Source organism: Paenibacillus marinisediminis (genome assembly GCF_054343325.1).
Map to the genome: position 1 here is coordinate 695776 of NZ_JBTGUH010000001.1, position 18815 is coordinate 714590.

The 18815-nt window shown below is 44.4% G+C and carries 15 protein-coding genes; 5 read left to right on the top strand and 10 right to left on the bottom strand.

Translation table 11 applies throughout. The annotated features are described in order from the left end of the window. Window positions 1–92 precede the first annotated feature (92 nt). Window positions 93–980 carry an ROK family protein gene (locus ACXX53_RS03150; RefSeq protein ID WP_458567135.1) on the bottom strand — a complete coding sequence of 296 codons (888 nt, stop codon included), beginning with the start codon at window positions 978–980 and terminating at the stop codon, window positions 93–95. Window positions 981–1023: 43 nt separating this feature from the next. Further along, entirely contained in the window at window positions 1024–1713 is a 690-nt protein-coding gene (locus ACXX53_RS03155) for an N-acetylmannosamine-6-phosphate 2-epimerase (RefSeq protein ID WP_458567136.1), read from the bottom strand. Window positions 1714–2055: 342 nt separating this feature from the next. Here ACXX53_RS03155 and ACXX53_RS03160 point away from each other — a divergent pair, with 342 nt between their 5' ends. The 5 genes from ACXX53_RS03160 to ACXX53_RS03180 all read left to right on the top strand — a co-directional run bounded on the left by ACXX53_RS03160 (window position 2056) and on the right by ACXX53_RS03180 (window position 7649). Continuing rightward, on the top strand, window positions 2056–3312 hold the full coding sequence (locus ACXX53_RS03160; protein WP_458567137.1) for an MFS transporter: 1257 nt from the start codon (window positions 2056–2058) through the stop codon (window positions 3310–3312). Window positions 3313–3324: 12 nt separating this feature from the next. Next, window positions 3325–4446: an ArsR/SmtB family transcription factor gene (locus tag ACXX53_RS03165; protein ID WP_458567138.1), complete on the top strand. Its 1122-nt coding sequence runs from the start codon at window positions 3325–3327 to the stop codon at window positions 4444–4446. A gap of 149 nt (window positions 4447–4595) precedes the next feature. Next, a complete protein-coding gene (locus ACXX53_RS03170) occupies window positions 4596–5507 on the top strand; it encodes an ABC transporter permease subunit (RefSeq protein ID WP_458567139.1) in 912 nt (303 codons plus the stop codon). 14 nt (window positions 5508–5521) lie between these two features. Beyond that, entirely contained in the window at window positions 5522–6424 is a 903-nt protein-coding gene (locus tag ACXX53_RS03175; RefSeq protein ID WP_458567140.1) for an ABC transporter permease, read from the top strand. A 187-nt stretch (window positions 6425–6611) separates the two neighbouring features. Beyond that, on the top strand, window positions 6612–7649 hold the full coding sequence (locus tag ACXX53_RS03180; protein WP_458567141.1) for a glycoside hydrolase family 18 protein: 1038 nt from the start codon (window positions 6612–6614) through the stop codon (window positions 7647–7649). Window positions 7650–7790: 141 nt separating this feature from the next. Here the strand turns inward: ACXX53_RS03180 and ACXX53_RS03185 are convergent, their stop codons facing one another. The 8 genes from ACXX53_RS03185 to ACXX53_RS03220 all read right to left on the bottom strand — a co-directional run bounded on the left by ACXX53_RS03185 (window position 7791) and on the right by ACXX53_RS03220 (window position 18743). After that, the gene (locus ACXX53_RS03185; protein WP_458567142.1) at window positions 7791–9038 is read right to left on the bottom strand and encodes a Gfo/Idh/MocA family protein; all 1248 of its coding nucleotides are present in this window, start codon (window positions 9036–9038) and stop codon (window positions 7791–7793) included. A 95-nt stretch (window positions 9039–9133) separates the two neighbouring features. Further along, window positions 9134–10816 carry a response regulator transcription factor gene (locus ACXX53_RS03190; RefSeq protein WP_458567143.1) on the bottom strand — a complete coding sequence of 561 codons (1683 nt, stop codon included), beginning with the start codon at window positions 10814–10816 and terminating at the stop codon, window positions 9134–9136. A gap of 13 nt (window positions 10817–10829) precedes the next feature. Continuing rightward, window positions 10830–12563: a sensor histidine kinase gene (locus tag ACXX53_RS03195; RefSeq protein ID WP_458567144.1), complete on the bottom strand. Its 1734-nt coding sequence runs from the start codon at window positions 12561–12563 to the stop codon at window positions 10830–10832. Window positions 12564–12601: 38 nt separating this feature from the next. Next, the gene (locus ACXX53_RS03200) at window positions 12602–13486 is read right to left on the bottom strand and encodes a carbohydrate ABC transporter permease (protein ID WP_458567145.1); all 885 of its coding nucleotides are present in this window, start codon (window positions 13484–13486) and stop codon (window positions 12602–12604) included. Between the two features lie 34 nt (window positions 13487–13520). Continuing rightward, window positions 13521–14426, bottom strand: a complete 906-nt coding sequence (locus ACXX53_RS03205) for an ABC transporter permease (protein ID WP_458567146.1) — start codon at window positions 14424–14426, stop codon at window positions 13521–13523. A gap of 68 nt (window positions 14427–14494) precedes the next feature. Next, the gene (locus ACXX53_RS03210; protein WP_458567147.1) at window positions 14495–16168 is read right to left on the bottom strand and encodes an extracellular solute-binding protein; all 1674 of its coding nucleotides are present in this window, start codon (window positions 16166–16168) and stop codon (window positions 14495–14497) included. 181 nt (window positions 16169–16349) lie between these two features. Beyond that, window positions 16350–17078 (bottom strand): HAD family hydrolase, encoded by a 729-nt coding sequence (locus ACXX53_RS03215; RefSeq protein ID WP_458567148.1) that lies wholly within the window; start codon window positions 17076–17078, stop codon window positions 16350–16352. An 18-nt stretch (window positions 17079–17096) separates the two neighbouring features. Continuing rightward, complete coding sequence (locus ACXX53_RS03220; RefSeq protein ID WP_458567149.1) at window positions 17097–18743, bottom strand: methyl-accepting chemotaxis protein; 1647 nt, start codon at window positions 18741–18743, stop codon at window positions 17097–17099. Window positions 18744–18815: the final 72 nt, after the last annotated feature.

An 18815-nucleotide genomic window follows, 5' to 3' on the forward strand; every position in this document is an offset into this window, starting at 1 on the left:
TCTCCGCTTCATCATGTCAGACTAAAGCAGCAAGCAAACTAAAGGGACTACCCTTTTAGCATATTGCTAATAGGATAGTCCCTCTCTAATAATCATATCTCGTCTCGCAAAAATAACGACACAGCTCCTAACACACCCGCCTTGTTGCCAAGTGATGCTCTTAGCAGCTTCACATCCCGGAAGCTCTCCATAACAAGCAACTTCATTCTCGCTTCTATCATGCGAACAAGCTCTTCCTGCTCCATTACACCGCCGCCAACAACGATGGCCGACGGATTGAAGATATGAACAAGTGAAGCTAGGCCAATAGCCACTTCATCCATCCACCGATCCAAAACCTGCTGCAGCTGCTCGTTACCCTGGTCAATTTTATGAAATAGAATTCTTCCATTTACACACTCGGGATCCACATGCGCGGCCTGCTGCACCAAAGCAGTTGTTGACGCAAAGGCTTCATAGTAAGGCTTCCTGCCTGTTGTCGTATGATCCGTCAATGGATGAGTAAAGATATGACCAAACTCAGCCGCTACGCCATTGGCACCCTTGTATATTTTCCGATTGATCACGATGGCGCCGCCGATCCCTGTCCCAAACGTTAGACATAAGAAATCATCGAATGCTTTAGCCGCGCCGAAGTGCGCTTCCCCTAAAGCAGCTGCGTTCACATCATTTTCTACCTTAACAGGCTTGTTGAATTTCGCCTCAACGATTTCTTTAATCTTCATCCCCGTATATCCGGGTATATTCTCGTTCGCGTAAACTATGTAACCTTCCTCAGCGTTCACCTGACCGGCGGTGCTGATCGCGATTGCATCGTAATCTTGATATGTCGCAATCTGTTCCAGAAGCTTGTCGATGACACGCTGCCCACCTTTATGGCTCTCTGTTTCATACTCTGAGAACTGTTCTATATTCCCTCGTTCGTCACAGATACAGATCTTGGTGTTCGTTCCGCCGATATCAACGGCTACCCATTTCATAATCTCATTTCTCCTCTCCTCATCATGAGAGATGTGCTGCAGCTTAATGAATAGCCTGAATGAATCTCTTCGTAATCTCCATCGGTCTTGTAATAGCCGAGCCCACAACTGCTGAGTGTGCGCCCAGTTCAAACATCTTCCTTAATTGTTCCGGAGTAGTAATGCCTCCTTCTGCGATAAAAGGAATGGAAAGGGAATGGATTATTCTCTCTGCCATTTCATAATCAGGCAGGGCTCTCCCTTTAGTGGCAGCGGTATATCCACTTAAAGTTGTGCCCACACAATCAAATCCGAGCTCCACTGCATGAGCCGCTTCTTCGTAAGTGGAGCAGTCCGCCATAAATAATTGATCCTTGTACTTCCACTTCAATTCAGGAAATAACTCGGTTATCGTAGAGCCATCCGGCCTAATTCGATCTGTAGCATCCATCGCGATAATATCAACGCCCTCGTGATACAGCGCATCGACTTCCTTAGCAGTTGGCGTAATAAACACATCGCAGTTACCATACACCTGCTTGATGATCCCGATGATCGGCAAATCAACCTGCTTCTTGATCTCTTGAATATCTTCAACGCTGTTCGCTCGTATGCCTGCCGCTCCACCCAGCTTAGCCGCATAAGCCATTCTTCCCATGATAAACGAGCTATGCAAGGGTTCCTCAGGCAATGCCTGACAGGAAACAATTAATTTCTTCTCTATCTTCTTCAATACTTGACAGCTTGTCGTCATATAATTACATCTCCACTATATGATTATTTTTATTCTCTTAATGCACCTGCCGCAATGCCATGTGGAAGGCGTGCCTACATGCGCATTCATTTCTTCTTGATAAGTATGAATAAAAGTATTTCAACTATTAAACCATTGCCTAATTAAATTATATGCGAGCGCTATCAAAATGCAATCAAAAATAGAAATATTCTTTATTTTGATGAACAAAAGTGGAAAATACATTCACAACATTTCTATCAGTATAGATACTCACCCAACTATAGACATACATCTAATTAAATGATTGACACGCATCTAATATAATGTTTTACTTACATCTAGAAAGGTGGTTAGATGATCATGGAACAAAGCTTAGTAAAAGGAAAATCATACAAGGATCTATTAACACAGCGCCAATACTTAAAGATGATCGGCGCTAATGTAGTGAATCGTTTTGGGGACTCCATCGATATGATTGCATTCTCCTTAATGGTGTATCAGATTACAGGCTCCGCATCATGGGTTGCACTCGTGTTTGGCATTAATGCTTTACCTACCATATTGTTTCAGCCTTTCGCCGGCGCCATTGTTGAGGGGTTGAACAAGAAGTATACGATGGTGATCTGCGATATCGGCCGCGGCGTCGTTGTCGGATTAACTGCCTTATTGCTCTTAGCTGGTATTCTCAGCCCTTGGATACTGCTCCTGCTCACTTTCATCAACTCCACCCTAGAATCCTTCCGCATCCCTGCCGGTCTCGCTGTTGTTCCAAAGATTCTGGACAAAGAATACTACACACATGGATTATCCCTTAACTCAACCTTGAGCAAGACGATCGAAATTGTTGGCTTGGCTGCTGCCGGCGCTATTATTGGCTTGTTCGGAATAGGAACTGCGATCCTGATCGACGCCATCACCTTCTTCACATCTGCAATCATCATTCTATTCATTCGTACGCCTGCAGAAGAACGAAAATCTATCAGCATTGATATGAAATCATATATCAACACTTTGGCTGACGGATTTGCGTATTTGAAGCAAGCACGGGTTGTATTCGCTATATGCCTCCTCGGCGGTCTAATTAATCTAGCTCTCATTCCCATTAGCTCGATGTCAGCTCCTTACACCACGGGGGTGCTCGGACTCAGTTCAATCGGAATGTCCGTTGGAGGCATAGGAACAACTGCAGGATTCGGAATAGGGGCTTTCCTATATCCATTCCTAAAAAAGCATTATACGGGACGCACTCTATTTATCTTCGGCGGAGCAATGGTCGGACTTTGCTATTTGTTATGGGTAGTTATCCCCTATATCAATCAGAATGAAATGTTGACCTATGTGCTGCTCGCATTATCGATGTTCTTGTTTGGCTTATTTGCATCCTTTATCTTGTCCGTCATTCAAGTATCCTTTATGCAGCATATCGAAGAGGCTTATATCTCTAGGGTCGGCGCAATATTCAATGCTATAGCCAACTCGACTGCTCCGTTAGGTTCCTTGCTAGTGGCAGGCTCCATGATATTCATGTCTTTGCCTCAGCTGTTTGCTGTGGTAGGCATTTTTACAATTGCCCTGTTTATTGGTATGCTTTCTATTAAAGTACTAAAGCAGTTGTAAAGGAGCTTGTGTATGAAAATTACAGTGCTGCAGCAACCCAATACATTAGTTGAATGCGTTGAACTGCTCTATCGATATACGAATCATGATGAACATCGAAAGCTTAAAGAAAACTTTGTTCACAAATACAATCTGGATGAAACGGATCTTAACGAACCATTTGCACACATTATTGCGCTTGGAGAGCATGTTTATCACAATCTGGATGTGCCCCAAGATCGAATTGACTATTTCTTCACAGAGAAAGGTCATGCGAAATGGACAATAGCCCATCTGCTCCTCATGAATAAGCACCATCTGAATGTGCTCAATTCGGAAGAACAGATCAAACAGATCCGATCGCTTACCAAACAAGATGTGTTGACACCATACGCAAAATGTCTGGTAGATACTATTTCAGGAGTCGGCGGCAGTACCTCACTTCCTGACATCAAGAGCGAAGCAGACCTGTTCCATGTAATTGAATCCTTAGAGCTCGAAGCTCAGGACAAATGGCTCTGCATGCTCATCTATCAGAACTTTGAACGCTATCTCAAAGAGCTGTTAGCTATTCTGGAGCAGGCGATTATGCTGTACGAACAGAAGCTGTCTGCTCTGCAGCCGATGCTGTCGGAATTCTATACCACTTACCATAAAATCGCTCAGCATAACCCAGAAAGCTTGCTGCAGGAAAACTTTCATATCAAACTGGGGCCAATTGAACATATATATGTGATCCCGTATATTATGGGCTGCAATATGCTGACAAGCATGAATCCGGAAGGTCAAGAGGAATCTGATACGGATTACCTATTCTTAGGCGTGCTGTTTGAGCATCTCGCCGCGTCGGTAGAACATGTGGTAAGTGACGAGAAGCTCTGCAAGATGCTGAAATCGTTAAGCGATACGAGCAAATTTGCGATCCTCAAGTCGATTCGCAACAACTCGGCCTATGGACAGGAGCTGGCAGAGCGTCTTAATCTGACAACCGCCACCATTTCTCATCATATGAATTCGTTGATCAACAGCGGCTTTATTACAATCGAGAAACAAGCGAACCGTATCTACTATCAGATGGATATGCATCGAGTTAAACAGTTTATTGAACAACTGCAAACAAGCTTGTTGAACCCTGATGAACCGAGCAAAGGTTAATGGATTCAGACCAAGAAAAAGAAAAAGTCATCCTGTGGGATGGCTTTTTTATTGAAATAGTTTACATATTATTGTCACTGGATTATTACTATATTTACCAGTATAATCTATTGAAATACAATATTTCCCCAATAACACAGGAGGATTCGATGGAACTCAGAAAACAAATGCTAAAATCACTCTTCATTAGCATGCTTTCATTTATACTCGTTATCTTAATTGTGTTGTTCCCCCGTGATATGGCCGTTAAGATTCAAGGATACGGCTTTGTTGCTGACGAGTATAAAGTAAACATCGAGGATTATACCAACAACATCGTCGCTTTCTTCAGTGATGTCTTGGAGAATAAAAGTCTAGGAAAGCTTGCTCATACTGAAATAACGACGGAATCGATCATTTGGTCCGCTTTCCAAAAAAGCATACTCATTATATTATTCGCACTTATAATTGGATATCTGCTAGGCGTATGGAAAGGCATAGTAGATTATAAGCTATCGAAGACAAAGTTCAATGTATTCGGCAATTGGTTCACCTGGTTCTTTCAGTCGATACCAGACTTTCTGCTTATATTGCTGATCCAATGGTTTCTGATCAAAAAGGTGCGTGTGATCCCTTTCTTCGCTCAGGGTGAGTGGTATGATTTCATCCTGCCATCCATCTTGGTTGCCATCTATCCTGTCATATATATCGCTAGAATTACGAGCGCGTCGCTCGCCACCCAGGAAGGTCAACTATACATACTGGTTGCGCGCGCTAAAGGGATATCTGAATTTCTCATCTTGTACAAGCATATGTTAGCCAACTGTTTCTCCACGATTCTAACTCATCTATCACCATTATTTGTTTATATTCTATCTAACCTGCTGATGGTTGAGTACTTTACCAACTATCCGGGTCTTGCATATCGGATGTTCCGAGCTCTTGATTACAGCAGCTCTTTCGGCACAGGAACCAATTATAACCCAGGCATGATTATCGGCATTTCATTTTGCTTTATGGTCCTAATACTGTTTGTACAACTCATTAGCCAAGCAGCCAAGCGCTTCGTAGGTCCAAGATAAAGGAGGCGTCAGAGATGAAAAATGTGACATTATGGATCGGTGGAGCGATGCTTGCGCTTCTAGTGTTTGTGATGTTTGCAGGTCCTTACTTGCCATTTGTCGATCGCGAGCTGACACCGGAAAAGCACCGTTGGACGGCAGACGATCATTTAATGCTTCCGCCTTATCCGCCTTCTGAGCTGAACCCGATTGGTTCAGACGCGGAAGGGGTAGACAATCTAAGCAAGCTTATTGTTGGGACCAAAGAAACCGTATTTATCATATTTGCTGTAGCACTGGTTCGATACCTGATCGCAGTTCCATTAGGGTTATTGTCCTATCGCAATAAAGGCCCATTTCATTTCATAACGTCAGGCATGAATCAATTCTTCTCTTATTTGCCTACTATTTTTTCAGCTATTCTATTAATTAATTTACCATTCTTGTTGTTGTCACCTAACCGACTGCTGTGGGTTATCTTCATTCTAGCGCTGCTTGAAGTTGGACGAGTTGCCTATATTGTGCAGCAGCAGGCGCATCATGTGTCGCTGCAGCCGTTTGTTGAAGCAGGTGTCGTACTCGGATTAAGCAATTCCCGGATGGCTAGAAGCTATTACCTGCCTGCGCTTGGCCCGGAGTTAATCGTTAACTTTTGCGTCGATTTAGGTAAGGTCACCCTGCTGATTGGACAACTCGGCGTGCTCGGCATCTTCCTTACGCATGAATGGGTTGAAGTTTACGTTATGTCGATGCAGTTCTTAAACACTAGCAACAACTGGGTATCTCTATTAGCAGAAAATAGAAGAGATATATTCCTAAGTAAATTCGAATTCATCTTCTACCCAGCGGTTGCCATCATGTACACGATTCTAACCTTTAACGTGCTAGGAGAAGGGCTTCGCAAGCATTTTAACAGCAAACTGAAAAGTTATGTATAAGCGCAGACTATCCGCCCTTGAACGAGGGCGGATTTCCGTAAATAACCAGAAACACTTTCCATAATTGTATACCCTAACTGTTAAACAAATGATATAATGCCACTAGCGATATGTAATCGCTTCATTTTTCAACACTAGTGTTACCGTTAACTCATCACTACATTACGAAATGAGAGGTCAAAAGAATATGAATACGAACAGCCCTATTCTCGCTGGATATGCCGGTGATTCTATTCTCCCACAAGTAACGGCTGAAGACGCAGCTAAGCTAACTCACCTGAACGTTGCATTTGGTCACGTTAAGAACGATCGAATCTCGATCGAGCACCTAGCTAACTTGAAAGAACTGGCCGTTCTTAAGTCTCATAATCCGAACTTGCAAATTCTGTTGTCTGTCGGCGGCTGGAGCGCTGGCGGCTTCTCTGAAGCAGCTTCGACTCCGGAAGGAAGACAGAGCTTTGCCGAATCCGCACTAGAAGTGCTGAAGGCTGCTCCATTTGACGGAATTGATCTGGACTGGGAGTACCCTTGCTATGCTGTAGCAGGCATCGCTTCCAGCCCGGATGACAAGCAGAACTTCACAGCATTGTTGAAGCTTCTTCGTGAAACATTAGATCGTCAAGGTCAAGAAGATGGACGCCACTATCTGCTGACGATCGCTGCCGGTGCAGATCAATACTACATTGATGGTACAGAAATGGACGTTATTGCACAGTATCTGGACTTTATTCAATTGATGACTTATGATATGCGCGGCGGCTTCCAGACGCTGACTGGTCATCATACGAACCTGTATTCATCTACAGGCGATCTGTTCCGCATCAGCGTTGACGCATCGGTTCGTCTATTCATCAACGCAGGTGTACCTCGTGAGAAGATTGTTATTGGCGCTGCATTCTACTCTAGAATGTGGAAGGATGTTCCGAACCTGAACAATGGCTATTTGCAAATGACAGCTTCATCAGGCGGTTACGGACCAGACTATACTAAGCTTGATGCTGATTACATCAACAAGAACGGATTCGTTCGTCACTGGGATGACGAAGCGAAGGCTCCTTATCTCTATGACGGCAGCTCATTCATCACATACGATGATCCCGAGTCACTGACTCATAAGTGCAACTACATCAAAGAGCATGGCCTCGGCGGCATTATGTTCTGGGAATACACATGTGACGGCACACATACATTGCTCGAAGCGATGTACCAAGCCTATAAGAAGTAGGTTCTCATTGGACCGACAGCTCCCTTCTGGTGGACTGTCGGTTTTTTGCTGCATATGTAAACTCAGAAACAGCACCATCAATACAAAAAAGACTGCTCCTCGATTCAATATCGAAAAGCAGTCGTTCTGCTACCTATTCCGTTATTCCCCTATACGGATCGGCTGTCCACCGTTCAATCTGGATTGCTCTGCAGCAAATGCCATCAAATGACTTTGCAAGGATGCTGTCGCGGAAGTCAATCCTTGAGCAGGATGAAGCTCAAAGCTTCTGACATCCTTCAAGAACGTGCTAACCATCCGTTCATCGCCGCCTCCATGTCCGTCACCCTTCGTATTGCACTGAATGTCCAGCTTCTCCCCTGTCGCATATCGATATAAGGTGAAGGAGCCTTCATCCATATCTCCGATAATCTCGCCTCTTGTCCCCATGATCTGAACGCGGCGGGTTCCACTCTGTGTCAGTCCTGACATGATGAAGGAGGCATTCGCGCCGTTCGCAAATTCCATATTGACGATCTGATGATCGACAACATTATTATCGCAGCGATAGACACAACGACCGAACGGTCCTTCCTGAATAGCCTTCAGGATACCCTCCTGAGACAGATCATTTGTCATATATCGCGCCCATGGATGGTCTGGAGGCTGAATATACATCTTCAACGCGGAAAACGGACACTCCTTCTCAACTTCACAGCCATTAATGCAGCGGTCAACGGATCCTTCAGGAGCGTTCTCAGCTCGGAAATGCATCAGGTTGCCGTATGAGCTTACACTTGTGCACGGCTGCCCCATCAGCCAAGATATCAGATCAAGGTCGTGGCATGACTTCGCTAATATCATTGGGCTCGTTTCATCCGAATTACGCCAATTCCCGCGAACATAGCTGTGTGCCATATGTAGGAAGCCCACATTCTCCGTTAATTGAATGGTTGCTACTGTACCCAGCTCTCCATCCTCTATGCATCTCTTTATCCCTGACCAGAAAGGAGCATATCTCAGTACATGACTGACAACCAGCAGCCTTTCATGCTCATGCGATGCCTGTTCCAGACGAATGCATTCATCCTTCGAAGGCGACATCGGCTTCTCCAGCAGGACATGATAACCTAGCTCCATGGCTTTCATAGCCGGCACATAATGCATATGATCAAGTGTACTAACAATCATTACATCGGCCATCCGTCCACGATCGAATGCTTTCTCCCATGAATCATATACATATTCGGGAGCAATATTGTGAATGCTCGCAAACTGATTTCTTCGTTCCTCGTCAGGCTCAGCCACAGCGACAAATTCTAATTCATTCGGAAATTTTTCTGCATACGGCCCATAAATATAACGTCCTCTACTGCCGATCCCTAGAATAACTGCTGTTATCTTTTTCAATTCTGCTCCTCCTTACCGAGTTCACTGTGCATACTACTATTCTAGTAAAACACTTATACGGGATAAAGAGACTGCTGCTGACATTTGATATACATTTATTGACCTTGATGCTGCGCCTCCGAACGTACCCCTCTATATTCCTGTGGAGTCATTCCGTTTTGCTTCTTGAAGAAGCGAATGAACGCAAGCGCGGAGTTATAGCCAAGCGCAGAGGCTACTTCATTCACTTTCTTGGATGTATTCAAGAGCATTTCCTTCGCGGCTAAGGTTCGGTAATCCGTGATATATTTAGACAGGCCAATCCCCGTGATCTGTTTGTACAATCTGGACAAGTAAGATGGATTTAGGCCTACATAATCTGCAAGCGCATTCAAAGAAATGTCTGATGCTATATTCTCTTCGATGTAACTATGGACCTTCGTCACCACTTCAGTCGGCGAATGTGTGGCATTAGATGCATTCCATTCCAACAAACAATCAGCCAACTGCCAAAAATATTGCGTAAGATCCGACCAAGAGGCCGAATCGCTGGGCTGAAACAAACTATCCAGATCCAGCAGACTATTGACATAATCGCGGAGATCCCGATGCTTATTGATATAGAACAAAAATACAGCAGACAGTGAATGGTACAATTCTGCCTTCCGCTCATAAGATGCCATCGGATCACTCCAGATGGCTGTCAATTCGACAAACAGCTTATTGAATTGTTCCCGATGATTGTTCTCCAGACAGGTCATCAACAATTGAACACGCGTATGAAAAAACACATCATGATCGGTACCCGTACTAACGCTCTCTATTTCTTTACGAATGTCCTCATCGGTCATAATAACCTCGCTGGACCAGCCGTAACCGTAAACAAAACCATACTTAATCGATTGAAATTTATCGGATAGATGATCCCATGGCAGCCACTCGCTTCCAAGAACAAAAGAAACAGACAGCCCGAGCATTCTCTTACAAGTTCCTTGTACGGTCGCAAGAATGCTGCTTGCAGAGCGGTGAGCTCGAGTCCATTCCAACGAGCCATCGTCTCCATTAAGCTGCACTTTGCTAATAGGTTGAATAAGCCAGACGATCTTAGACAAATCGTATACACAGGAATAGCAGCGTACTTGCCCAGACAAATATTCGTCGGCTATATTTTGAAAAGCATAAGTTAGAAGGGCTTTATCAGCCGTCGTAAACTTCTCTTTCCAGACGTCTACTCTGCCAAGCAGCAAGTAGACCGGCATCTCCGCATCCAATGGAATATGAATCTCGGTAAATGCTTCCTTCAATTGATCTTTCGTCACATGCTTGCCTTGAAGCAAGCTCCACATATACTCTTTCTGCAGTGAAGGCAGCGCCAGCCTCATATTGGAATGCGCTTGAGCGATAATCTTCTGCTGTACATTTTCCTCTTCAAGCTTTTCAATCGCTCGCTCAACAGTCTCGATAATTTTCTCGTCACTTTCTACTTTCAATATGTACTCAAAGCCGCCGTAGGTAAGAGCGCTTCTAGCATATTGAAAATCATTATACCCAGTCAGGAAAATGACCTTACACGAAGGCCATCGGGATTTGATCTCCCTCAGCAATTCAATCCCTTCGAGGCCAGGCATCTTGATATCGGAAATGACGATGTCTACCTTATTCTGATTCATAATTTCTAACGCTTCTTCGCCTGAATAAGCCTTCAATACATCGAGACTCAGATGATCGGTTTGCTCGAACAGCTCAAGAAGGCCGTCGACGATAATCGGTAGATCGTCAACGAGCAGTAAACGGTACATGTTGGTTCCCCCTTTAGCTCACGCTAAGATTAATGGTTACCTTCATTCCTCCTAGAACAGAACGTGATATCGATACTCCATAATCCTCTCCATAACGAAGCTGTACTCTGCGATGAACATTTATGAGTCCTGTCGTCTCTTCAATACGATTAGCAGATTGCCGCAGACGATCATTAAGCTTCTCTATTTCCTCATCACTTACGCTGTCACCATTATCCTCAACATAAATGGATAGAACGTCTCCCTTTTGATCACTATGGACCCATAGCTCTCCTTTTCGAACCATATTGCCCAGCGAATGCGCATAAGCGTTTTCAATAATAGGCTGCAATATGAGTCGTGGAACGATCATCTCGGGGACATCTCCCTCAAATTGAACATGAATGCGTTCACCGTAACAGATCTTTTGCATTTCTACATACGTGCGAGAATGCTCTACCTCAAGCGAAAGCGGTATTTCGTCCTCGGCGTTTCGTGTTATAAATTGAAAATACTGTCCGATATAGAGGCAGAATTGATATGCTTTCTCCTTCTGTTTCTCGGACTTAATTAGACGGCATAACACAAAGAAGCAATTGTATAAGAAATGAGGATTGATCTGCGACTGCAATCGTTTCAGCTCTGAACGCTGGTTACGAATTTGCTGCTCATAATTTTCCTCGATTAGCGTCTTTAAAGAACGAACGGTATTGTTAAAGGCATGATATAAATAGCCGAACTCATCATGTCCCCGATCAATCGGGATTAATTCCAGCTTATTCTGTTGGACGCGTCTGAACGAATGAACCAGCTGCATAAGCGGTCGATAGATAAGCCGCAACAAAAAGTATGAGAAGAAAAAGACAATGAACACAGCGAGTGCACATGCTAACCAAAACCAGAAACGATACTTTTCCAGTGGACCTAAAATATTCGATTCCGGAATACACGTTACAGAATACGAATTCCATAGCTTGGAATACTTATAGACGGTCAAGTATCTATTTCCATCATACTCCAATGTTTCGTATCCCTCAACGGATTCGGCGGTTTGTTTCTCCATGGCAAAGCTCTTCATTTCCTCAAGCAGTCCTTCATCAGAGCCGCTAACGATCTCCCAATCTTGATCCAGATTGAGAAGCGCACTCTGACCGCCTCGTGTGCCAATGATCTGAGCCAGTGTCTCTTTAATCTTGTTAGTAGACAGTTCAACCCCTACGATGTATATGGGCTTCCGTGACGTATGGGCAGGGTACTGCATGCTGATAAACAACCGATCGTTCCAGTATATAAACGGTTCTTCATACAGCTTCGTGCTCTGCTGCATCGCGCGATATTCTTCACTATCAACAGAAGTTTCGTAATTCAGGCTGTAGATTGTACGCTCGATGAGCGGTACGTATGCCTTCGCTTCCTTGATGAAGGGACTTGAGTTCTTCATCAGATCCAGACGCTTTTGAATGTCTAGTATTTTGAGCGTGCGTTCGTATGGACTCATGTCATTGCCTGTAGTAGCAATCTCCATCAGATCATCGTCCATGACGTAGTTCGGCAAATAGCGGCTGATCCGATCCGCTTCCTTCTCCAACGAACCCAGATAGAACCGAGTCGTGTTCAAGATAGAATCTGAAATTTCCTTGCGTATGTATTTCGAGCCTTGGTCGTTGATCGTCCACGTAATGACCATAAGAGGCAGCAAGGCAGCCAGAAAGGCCGCCATAATCTTCTTAAATATAGAGGAATCGCGAAAAAAGATGTGACTTTTCATCGTAAGTTCTCCTGCGATAATGTAATAAAACCCCTATATTATTCTTTGACACTCCCCATCACAATTCCTTTAATGAAGAACTTCTGCAGGAACGGATAAACGATTAGGATTGGGAATGCAGCTACAAAGATTTGCGCCGCTCTGCTCGTACGGTCGGACAGCTGAAGCATCAACTCAGCATTCTCTGCTTTGATAAATCGGAAATCCAAGTTGATAATAATGGTCTGCAAGAAGGTTTGCAGCGGATAATTATCGGGATGGTTCATATAGATCATGCCGTCGAACCAGCTGTTCCAATGACCCACCACTGTAAAGAGGCCTGTCGTCGCCAGTGCTGGCAGGGACAATGGCACATAGATTTTCCACAATGTTTTAAAATGCCCCGCGCCGTCAATTCTAGAGGATTCCTCCAGCTCCTTCGGCAGATTGCGATAGAAGTTAAGAAGCAATATGATATTGAATACCTGAACTGCTCCTGGCAGTACCAGCGCCCAGATCGTATCAATCATTCCCAACGACTTAATGGTCAGGTACGTCGGAACAAGTCCGCCATTGAACAATATTGTAAATACGAATATCCAGGCATACAACGTACGCATTCGAAGCTGTTTATTATCCTTAGATAATGGGTAGGCGGTTATAATCGTCAGCAGCATACTAAGCGATGTTCCTAATATTACCCGTTGAATCGATACCCAGAATGCACGCAGGTATTCGGGTTTACCAAACACATTTTCATACGCTGCTGTTGTGAATTCTATCGGCCATAGTAAAACCTGGCCCGAAGCAGCTGCAGATCCTGAACTGAAAGAGATTGCCAATATATGAATTAGAGGCGTTAGGCATAAAAAGGATACCCCCCCTAAAAATATGTAATTGCATACGAGAAACAGCTTTCTACTCCATGTTTTGTTCGAAACCATGCTGTGGCCTCCTTCTGAATTAGTCGCAACACGATTAGAAGATGCGATAATTCGCTACACGATAAGCTAAGAAATACGAGATCGACATGAATATAAACGAAACGACTGACTTCAACAGCCCTACGGCTGTAGCTAAGCCAAACTGCGACTGCTCAATACCCAACCGATAGACGAAAGTATCGATAATATCCCCGCTTTCATACACGGTAGGACTGTAGAGGTTGAAGATCTGATCGAAGCCGGCATTGAGAACATTCCCGATATTCAAGGTAAGCATTAAGACAATGATCGGCATCATGCCTGGCAACGTCACATGCAAGGTCTGTTTGAAGCGTCCAGCCCCATCGATCTCTGCGGCTTCATATAGTGATGGGTTAATGCCGGTAAGTGCGGCCAGATAGACAATCGTGCCGAAGCCAAACTCCTTCCAAACGTCAGATATCACCATGACGTACGGGAACCAATCGTTATCGCCCAAGAAGAATATCGGATCTATACCGAACAGGCCGAGTGCTTGGTTCAAAATACCAGAAGAAGGAGATAGAATATCGATCAATATACCGCTTAACAATACCCAAGATAAAAAGTGAGGTAAATAAACTAGCGTCTGAAACGTTCTTTTTACCCATTCTTTTCGTATCTCGTTTAGCAGAATCGCAATCGTGATTGGCACAACGAGTCCAGCAATAATTTTCATAGCAGCAATATATACGGTATTGAAAAATATCTGCCCGATATCGGGATACTGAAGCAAGAATTCAAAGTTTTTCCACCCGACAAAGGGTGAACCGAACAAGCCTTTATTCGGTACATATTTCTGAAAGGCCATGATAATACCAGCCATCGGAATATAGCTGAATATGAAGATCATGACCAATCCCGGAATTAACATCACATGAAGCGGCCATTCCTTCTTCCACATCCGTTTCAAAGCATGCATGCTGATCACCTCTCTGGAATAGAAAGAGGGATTGCTATTGCTCCAACCCCTCCACATTACTAGTTCATTTATTTGACACTAGCGTACCATTCGTTCACTTCTTTAGTAATTTCGTCTCCGCCAAGCTTCTTCCAATCTTCTACGAATTTATCGAATTCATCAACCGAAACTTGGTTCATAATAATCTTGTTGAACACTTCATCGCGCTTCTTGTTCAGAATCTCTTGGCGCTCAACCATACCAGGAGTCGGTGCTCCATAGAATTTATTTTGAAGGAAACGGTTCTCCTCCTTGACCTTCGGAATATGCGAGGATGCGCCATTTGGTCCGGAGATCAGGTATTCCCACCACATGCTCGTATCGCCATCAACATATTTCATCGCACGAGCATAGCGAGTTTTTTGATCCTTGGTCTTCAAGATGCTCTCGTCGCGATTCGCAATTGCCTCCGGCAGAATTACACCGTTGTCATCGAATTGACTGCCAACTCGAAGCGGGCTAAGCAGCCAGTAGTTGCTGCCTTTCTCCACACGGTCTTTACCGAATTCATATACCTTCTGTTCTTCTGTCGGATTGCTTTCAACAACGATGTATTGATTCAACAGCTTAATGACGCCCTCAGGATGCTTTGCATCCTTCGCGATGACATAATATTCATCAGCGCCTAATCCGATCTGCGTGCTTGCGCCTTTGTCGTCAATCGAAGGGATCGGGAATACGCCCCATTCTTGAACGACTTTTCCGTCCTTTACAGCGCCTTTAACAAGCTGTGCCGGTGTCCAGAAAGCGCCGTATACCATACCGATGTTGCCGTTATATACGAGCTCAGCTTCTTTTTCTACATCCTTAACGGCAAATTCAGGGTCAATCAGACCTCGCTTGAACATATCCTGCAGTGCAGCTAGAGCATTCTTCATTTCCGGCTGGATATCGCTGTTCATTAATCCGCCTTTGCCATCATCAAGCCACATGTTAATATAAGCGTGGTAGCTGTTCATGAAACCAATAAGTCCAGTTACACCTGTATTTTGATCGAATGGATTCTTACTGACCGCCAATCCGTACGATTTGCCTGTACCGCCTGGATCTTTGGTTGCAAACGCTTCCGCAATTTTGAGCAAGTCATCCATTGTTTTAGGCTCTGACAGCCCCAGTTGTTTCATCCAATCGGTACGAATATAAATATACTGCATGTTGTAAGGATTATAAGATCTCGGAATTCCCATCAACTTGCCATCGAACGTAGCCGACTTCAACTGCATACCGCCGTCCATCGACATGAACTTCTTCGTTTGTTCTGTGGCATATTGATCATATACTTCGGTGATATCCATGATCATATCGTTTTCCGTAAGCTCTTTTAATTGAGTAGCATTGACTGGGAAGAAGTCAGGCAGATCATTGGAAGCGATCGCCATCTTCACTTTCTCATTGAACTGACTGCTGTCGGCTATCCACTTATTTGTAATCTTTACACCGATGTCTTTCTCGTACGCATCATATACGGCGTTCTTCTCAAAGCTCTCACCTGGGTCAAACTTTAAATATTGGTCACTTGGAGAAACCGTCGATACTTCAATTACTCCTGTGTCTTTTTCGTCTTTTGTTTCTGTTTGAGACGACTTCGTTTCTGACTGCTTCTCTCCTTCTGGCGTCTTAGACTCTGTCGATTGTCCACATGCTGTCATGGCTAAGCTGAGTACCAGTGTGCAGATTAGAAGCATACTCCACTTTCTCTTCATATAACCCCTCCGTCATGTTTCGTAATAAGCAGCATATTTGGTATCACTGCTTTACTTCACATCTTAAGTATAGAAATGAAAGGGCTATCATTCCATATACTAGTCTTTACTTTCATATACACCTCTTGACTATCGACGCAATATCGATGGGATGGCTTCATCTATCCGCCGATAGATTGAATTAGCCGCCTAGCAGAATGCGGCGTATCTCCTCATAGCTCTTAGCTGCGTACTGCGGCTTATAATCCGATTCCGGTTCAACCTGCCGATGATTAAACCAGATCATGGTCCAGCCTGTACCCTTCGTACCCATCACATCATTGCGCCAGGAATCCCCCACATAGATGCTGTTGGATGCTGATACCCCTGTTTTCTCATTTACATGGGCAAATAACCGTACATCAGGCTTATCCCACCCTACAGCTCCAGACACAAATATTCGCTCGAGAGGTATGCGCTTGTCCAGCGACATGGCGCTGATCTTCTTGAATTGATGTTCTTCCAAGCCGTTTGTAATGATGCCAACGACATATCCCGCAGCCATCAGTTGATCGATCAGTTCCTCAGCGCCTTCGAACATCTCAATATCGTACTGTCTGCCGATATAATCGTCCTGAAGCCTACGAGCCTGTTCATCATCAATCTCAATGCCAAACTCCTTCAGTGTCAGGATGAATCGGCTTACACGGATATCCTCTAGAGCTTCTATATTATCTTCGGAAAATGAGCCTTCCTGCTGCGCGGACAAGATATCGCTGTAATATCGAAAGCGATGATAGATCTCTTCATATGGATAATCCTCTGGCAGCTTCAACACCTCGCGCAAGGTGTGACGCAGCGGTCCCATATGGTCATACAACGTATCATCTACATCAAAAAAGACACCTTTTATTGCATGTTCACTATTCACATTGCACCTTCTTCCTAACTAGTCAAAACCTTTACCGTTACTGTTTTGATAATCCACGATAGCATTCAGCAGCTGGTCGATATAATATACTACTTCCTTCGAAGCTTGCTCAATCTGAAGCATATGCTCCTCTACCAGCCCCATATGGCCTGCCGCATATGCCTCAACAGCCGCGCGCGCATGTTGGTGAAGCTTCTGATGCGGTTGATCAAGCGACTGGAAGGCAGGCTTCATCCCGAAACGCGACATCGAATCCGCATCAAAATACCATTTACCAAGGCGGCATTCATGGTGAGAAGTAACTTGTTCCGGCGTAACCTTCTCATAGCCTAGCAGCATATTGTAGATCCGCCATTTCCACAGAATATGATCGGACTTTGCTAGCTGCAGCAGCGCAATCATCGGCATCCCTGTTTGACTTGTAAACATTGAATTTCTAAACTGTTCTGTCGTCTTACTGAGCTCATGCACAGCTGTACCGGTTGAGTTCGCGAGATCAGATACTTGATCCGTTACTTCGGCCATCTCCATGACTTGACTTGATGCTTCTTCAACCGATGCATGCTGTTCTTCGGTTATAGCTGCGATAGATGAAGTAGCCGTCCCGATGTTGATCATCTGATCGGTAAACGAGTTCAGAATGGACACAGCTTCATCCGCTTCACTTACCCCCTTCTGAATGACACTGGAAGCGGACTCGATCGATACCGATACATCTGAAGTAAAACGATTAATTCTCTTTACTTGATTATGCGCTTCCTGAAGCGACTCTTTCGTGGAATGGGCCAATTTACGAATTTCAGTGGCAACAACTGCAAACCCTCTGCCTTCTTCTCCTGCTCTAGAAGCTTCTATGGATGCATTAAGCGCAAGTAAGTGCGTCTGATTCGCAATGCCGTCAACCATTTCTACTACGTTCTCTATCTCTTCAAGGCCTTCTCTTAGCTCATTAAAATGATTCATGATCTGATCGATCGTCACACTAGAATGAATAATCTCTTCCAGTGCCTTCGTGATCACTTGCTTGCCGCGATCCATATACTTAACCGCATCATCTGTTCGATCTGCTGCGAGCGCCGCATTACTTGCTACTTCTTTAATAGAAGCTGACAACTCTTCCGAAGCAGCCGCAACGTTATGAGATAAGCTTCGTTGGTACTCCATCTTCTTCAGCAGTTCACGGATATAGCTGATCTCGCTGTTCTTATCTAAGAGCTCAACGATCCCCTCTGAGGCTGTTATCATCATACTGCTCATATATTCATCTGCCAGCATCTCCAACTCTAATCCAGCCGCCTTCTGCAGACCATTCATGAGCGAATTAGATTTGCTTGTAAACAGGTTATGCTTGTGCGTTATCACTTTGATATAGGAATAGTGCAATTCATTCAGGATCGCGATAGCTTGTCCGAGCGCTAGTCCACTTGCATGCAGCAGCTTATAGAAGCCGGATGCCTTACGATTAAACTGTTCATTCCGCTCTTCTAGAAAAAAAGACTTCGTATGTTCTTGAAACGCCTTCTCTGATATGCTTCCTGACCCAGCGGCTTGATTAATCTGCTTATAACAGGAGTCAACCGCCTCTTGAATCGAGCTGTTCATCTGATTGTACCATGCTCCCAGTTGTTTCAGTTCTGTCTCTGTCAATAGATGTAAGTTTGGCATATCGTTGTCTCTCCCTTTGGATGCTGTACATCGGTTGTCCATATGAGACGCCTCAGACGCATCATGATGTTA

Bases quoted from the DNA above. Each gene is read 5' to 3' on its own strand.
- ACXX53_RS03210 (WP_458567147.1), bottom strand. From the start codon at position 16,168: ATGAAGAGAAAGTGGAGTATGCTTCTAATCTGCACACTGGTACTCAGC.
- ACXX53_RS03220 (WP_458567149.1), bottom strand. From the start codon at position 18,743: ATGCCAAACTTACATCTATTGACAGAGACAGAACTGAAACAACTGGGA.
- ACXX53_RS03155 (WP_458567136.1), bottom strand. From the start codon at position 1,713: ATGACGACAAGCTGTCAAGTATTGAAGAAGATAGAGAAGAAATTAATT.
- ACXX53_RS03200 (WP_458567145.1), bottom strand. From the start codon at position 13,486: ATGGTTTCGAACAAAACATGGAGTAGAAAGCTGTTTCTCGTATGCAAT.
- ACXX53_RS03160 (WP_458567137.1), top strand. From the start codon at position 2,056: ATGGAACAAAGCTTAGTAAAAGGAAAATCATACAAGGATCTATTAACA.
- ACXX53_RS03150 (WP_458567135.1), bottom strand. From the start codon at position 980: ATGAAATGGGTAGCCGTTGATATCGGCGGAACGAACACCAAGATCTGT.
- ACXX53_RS03170 (WP_458567139.1), top strand. From the start codon at position 4,596: ATGGAACTCAGAAAACAAATGCTAAAATCACTCTTCATTAGCATGCTT.
- ACXX53_RS03175 (WP_458567140.1), top strand. From the start codon at position 5,522: ATGAAAAATGTGACATTATGGATCGGTGGAGCGATGCTTGCGCTTCTA.
- ACXX53_RS03195 (WP_458567144.1), bottom strand. From the start codon at position 12,563: ATGAAAAGTCACATCTTTTTTCGCGATTCCTCTATATTTAAGAAGATT.
- ACXX53_RS03165 (WP_458567138.1), top strand. From the start codon at position 3,325: ATGAAAATTACAGTGCTGCAGCAACCCAATACATTAGTTGAATGCGTT.
- ACXX53_RS03180 (WP_458567141.1), top strand. From the start codon at position 6,612: ATGAATACGAACAGCCCTATTCTCGCTGGATATGCCGGTGATTCTATT.
- ACXX53_RS03205 (WP_458567146.1), bottom strand. From the start codon at position 14,426: ATGCATGCTTTGAAACGGATGTGGAAGAAGGAATGGCCGCTTCATGTG.
- ACXX53_RS03190 (WP_458567143.1), bottom strand. From the start codon at position 10,816: ATGTACCGTTTACTGCTCGTTGACGATCTACCGATTATCGTCGACGGC.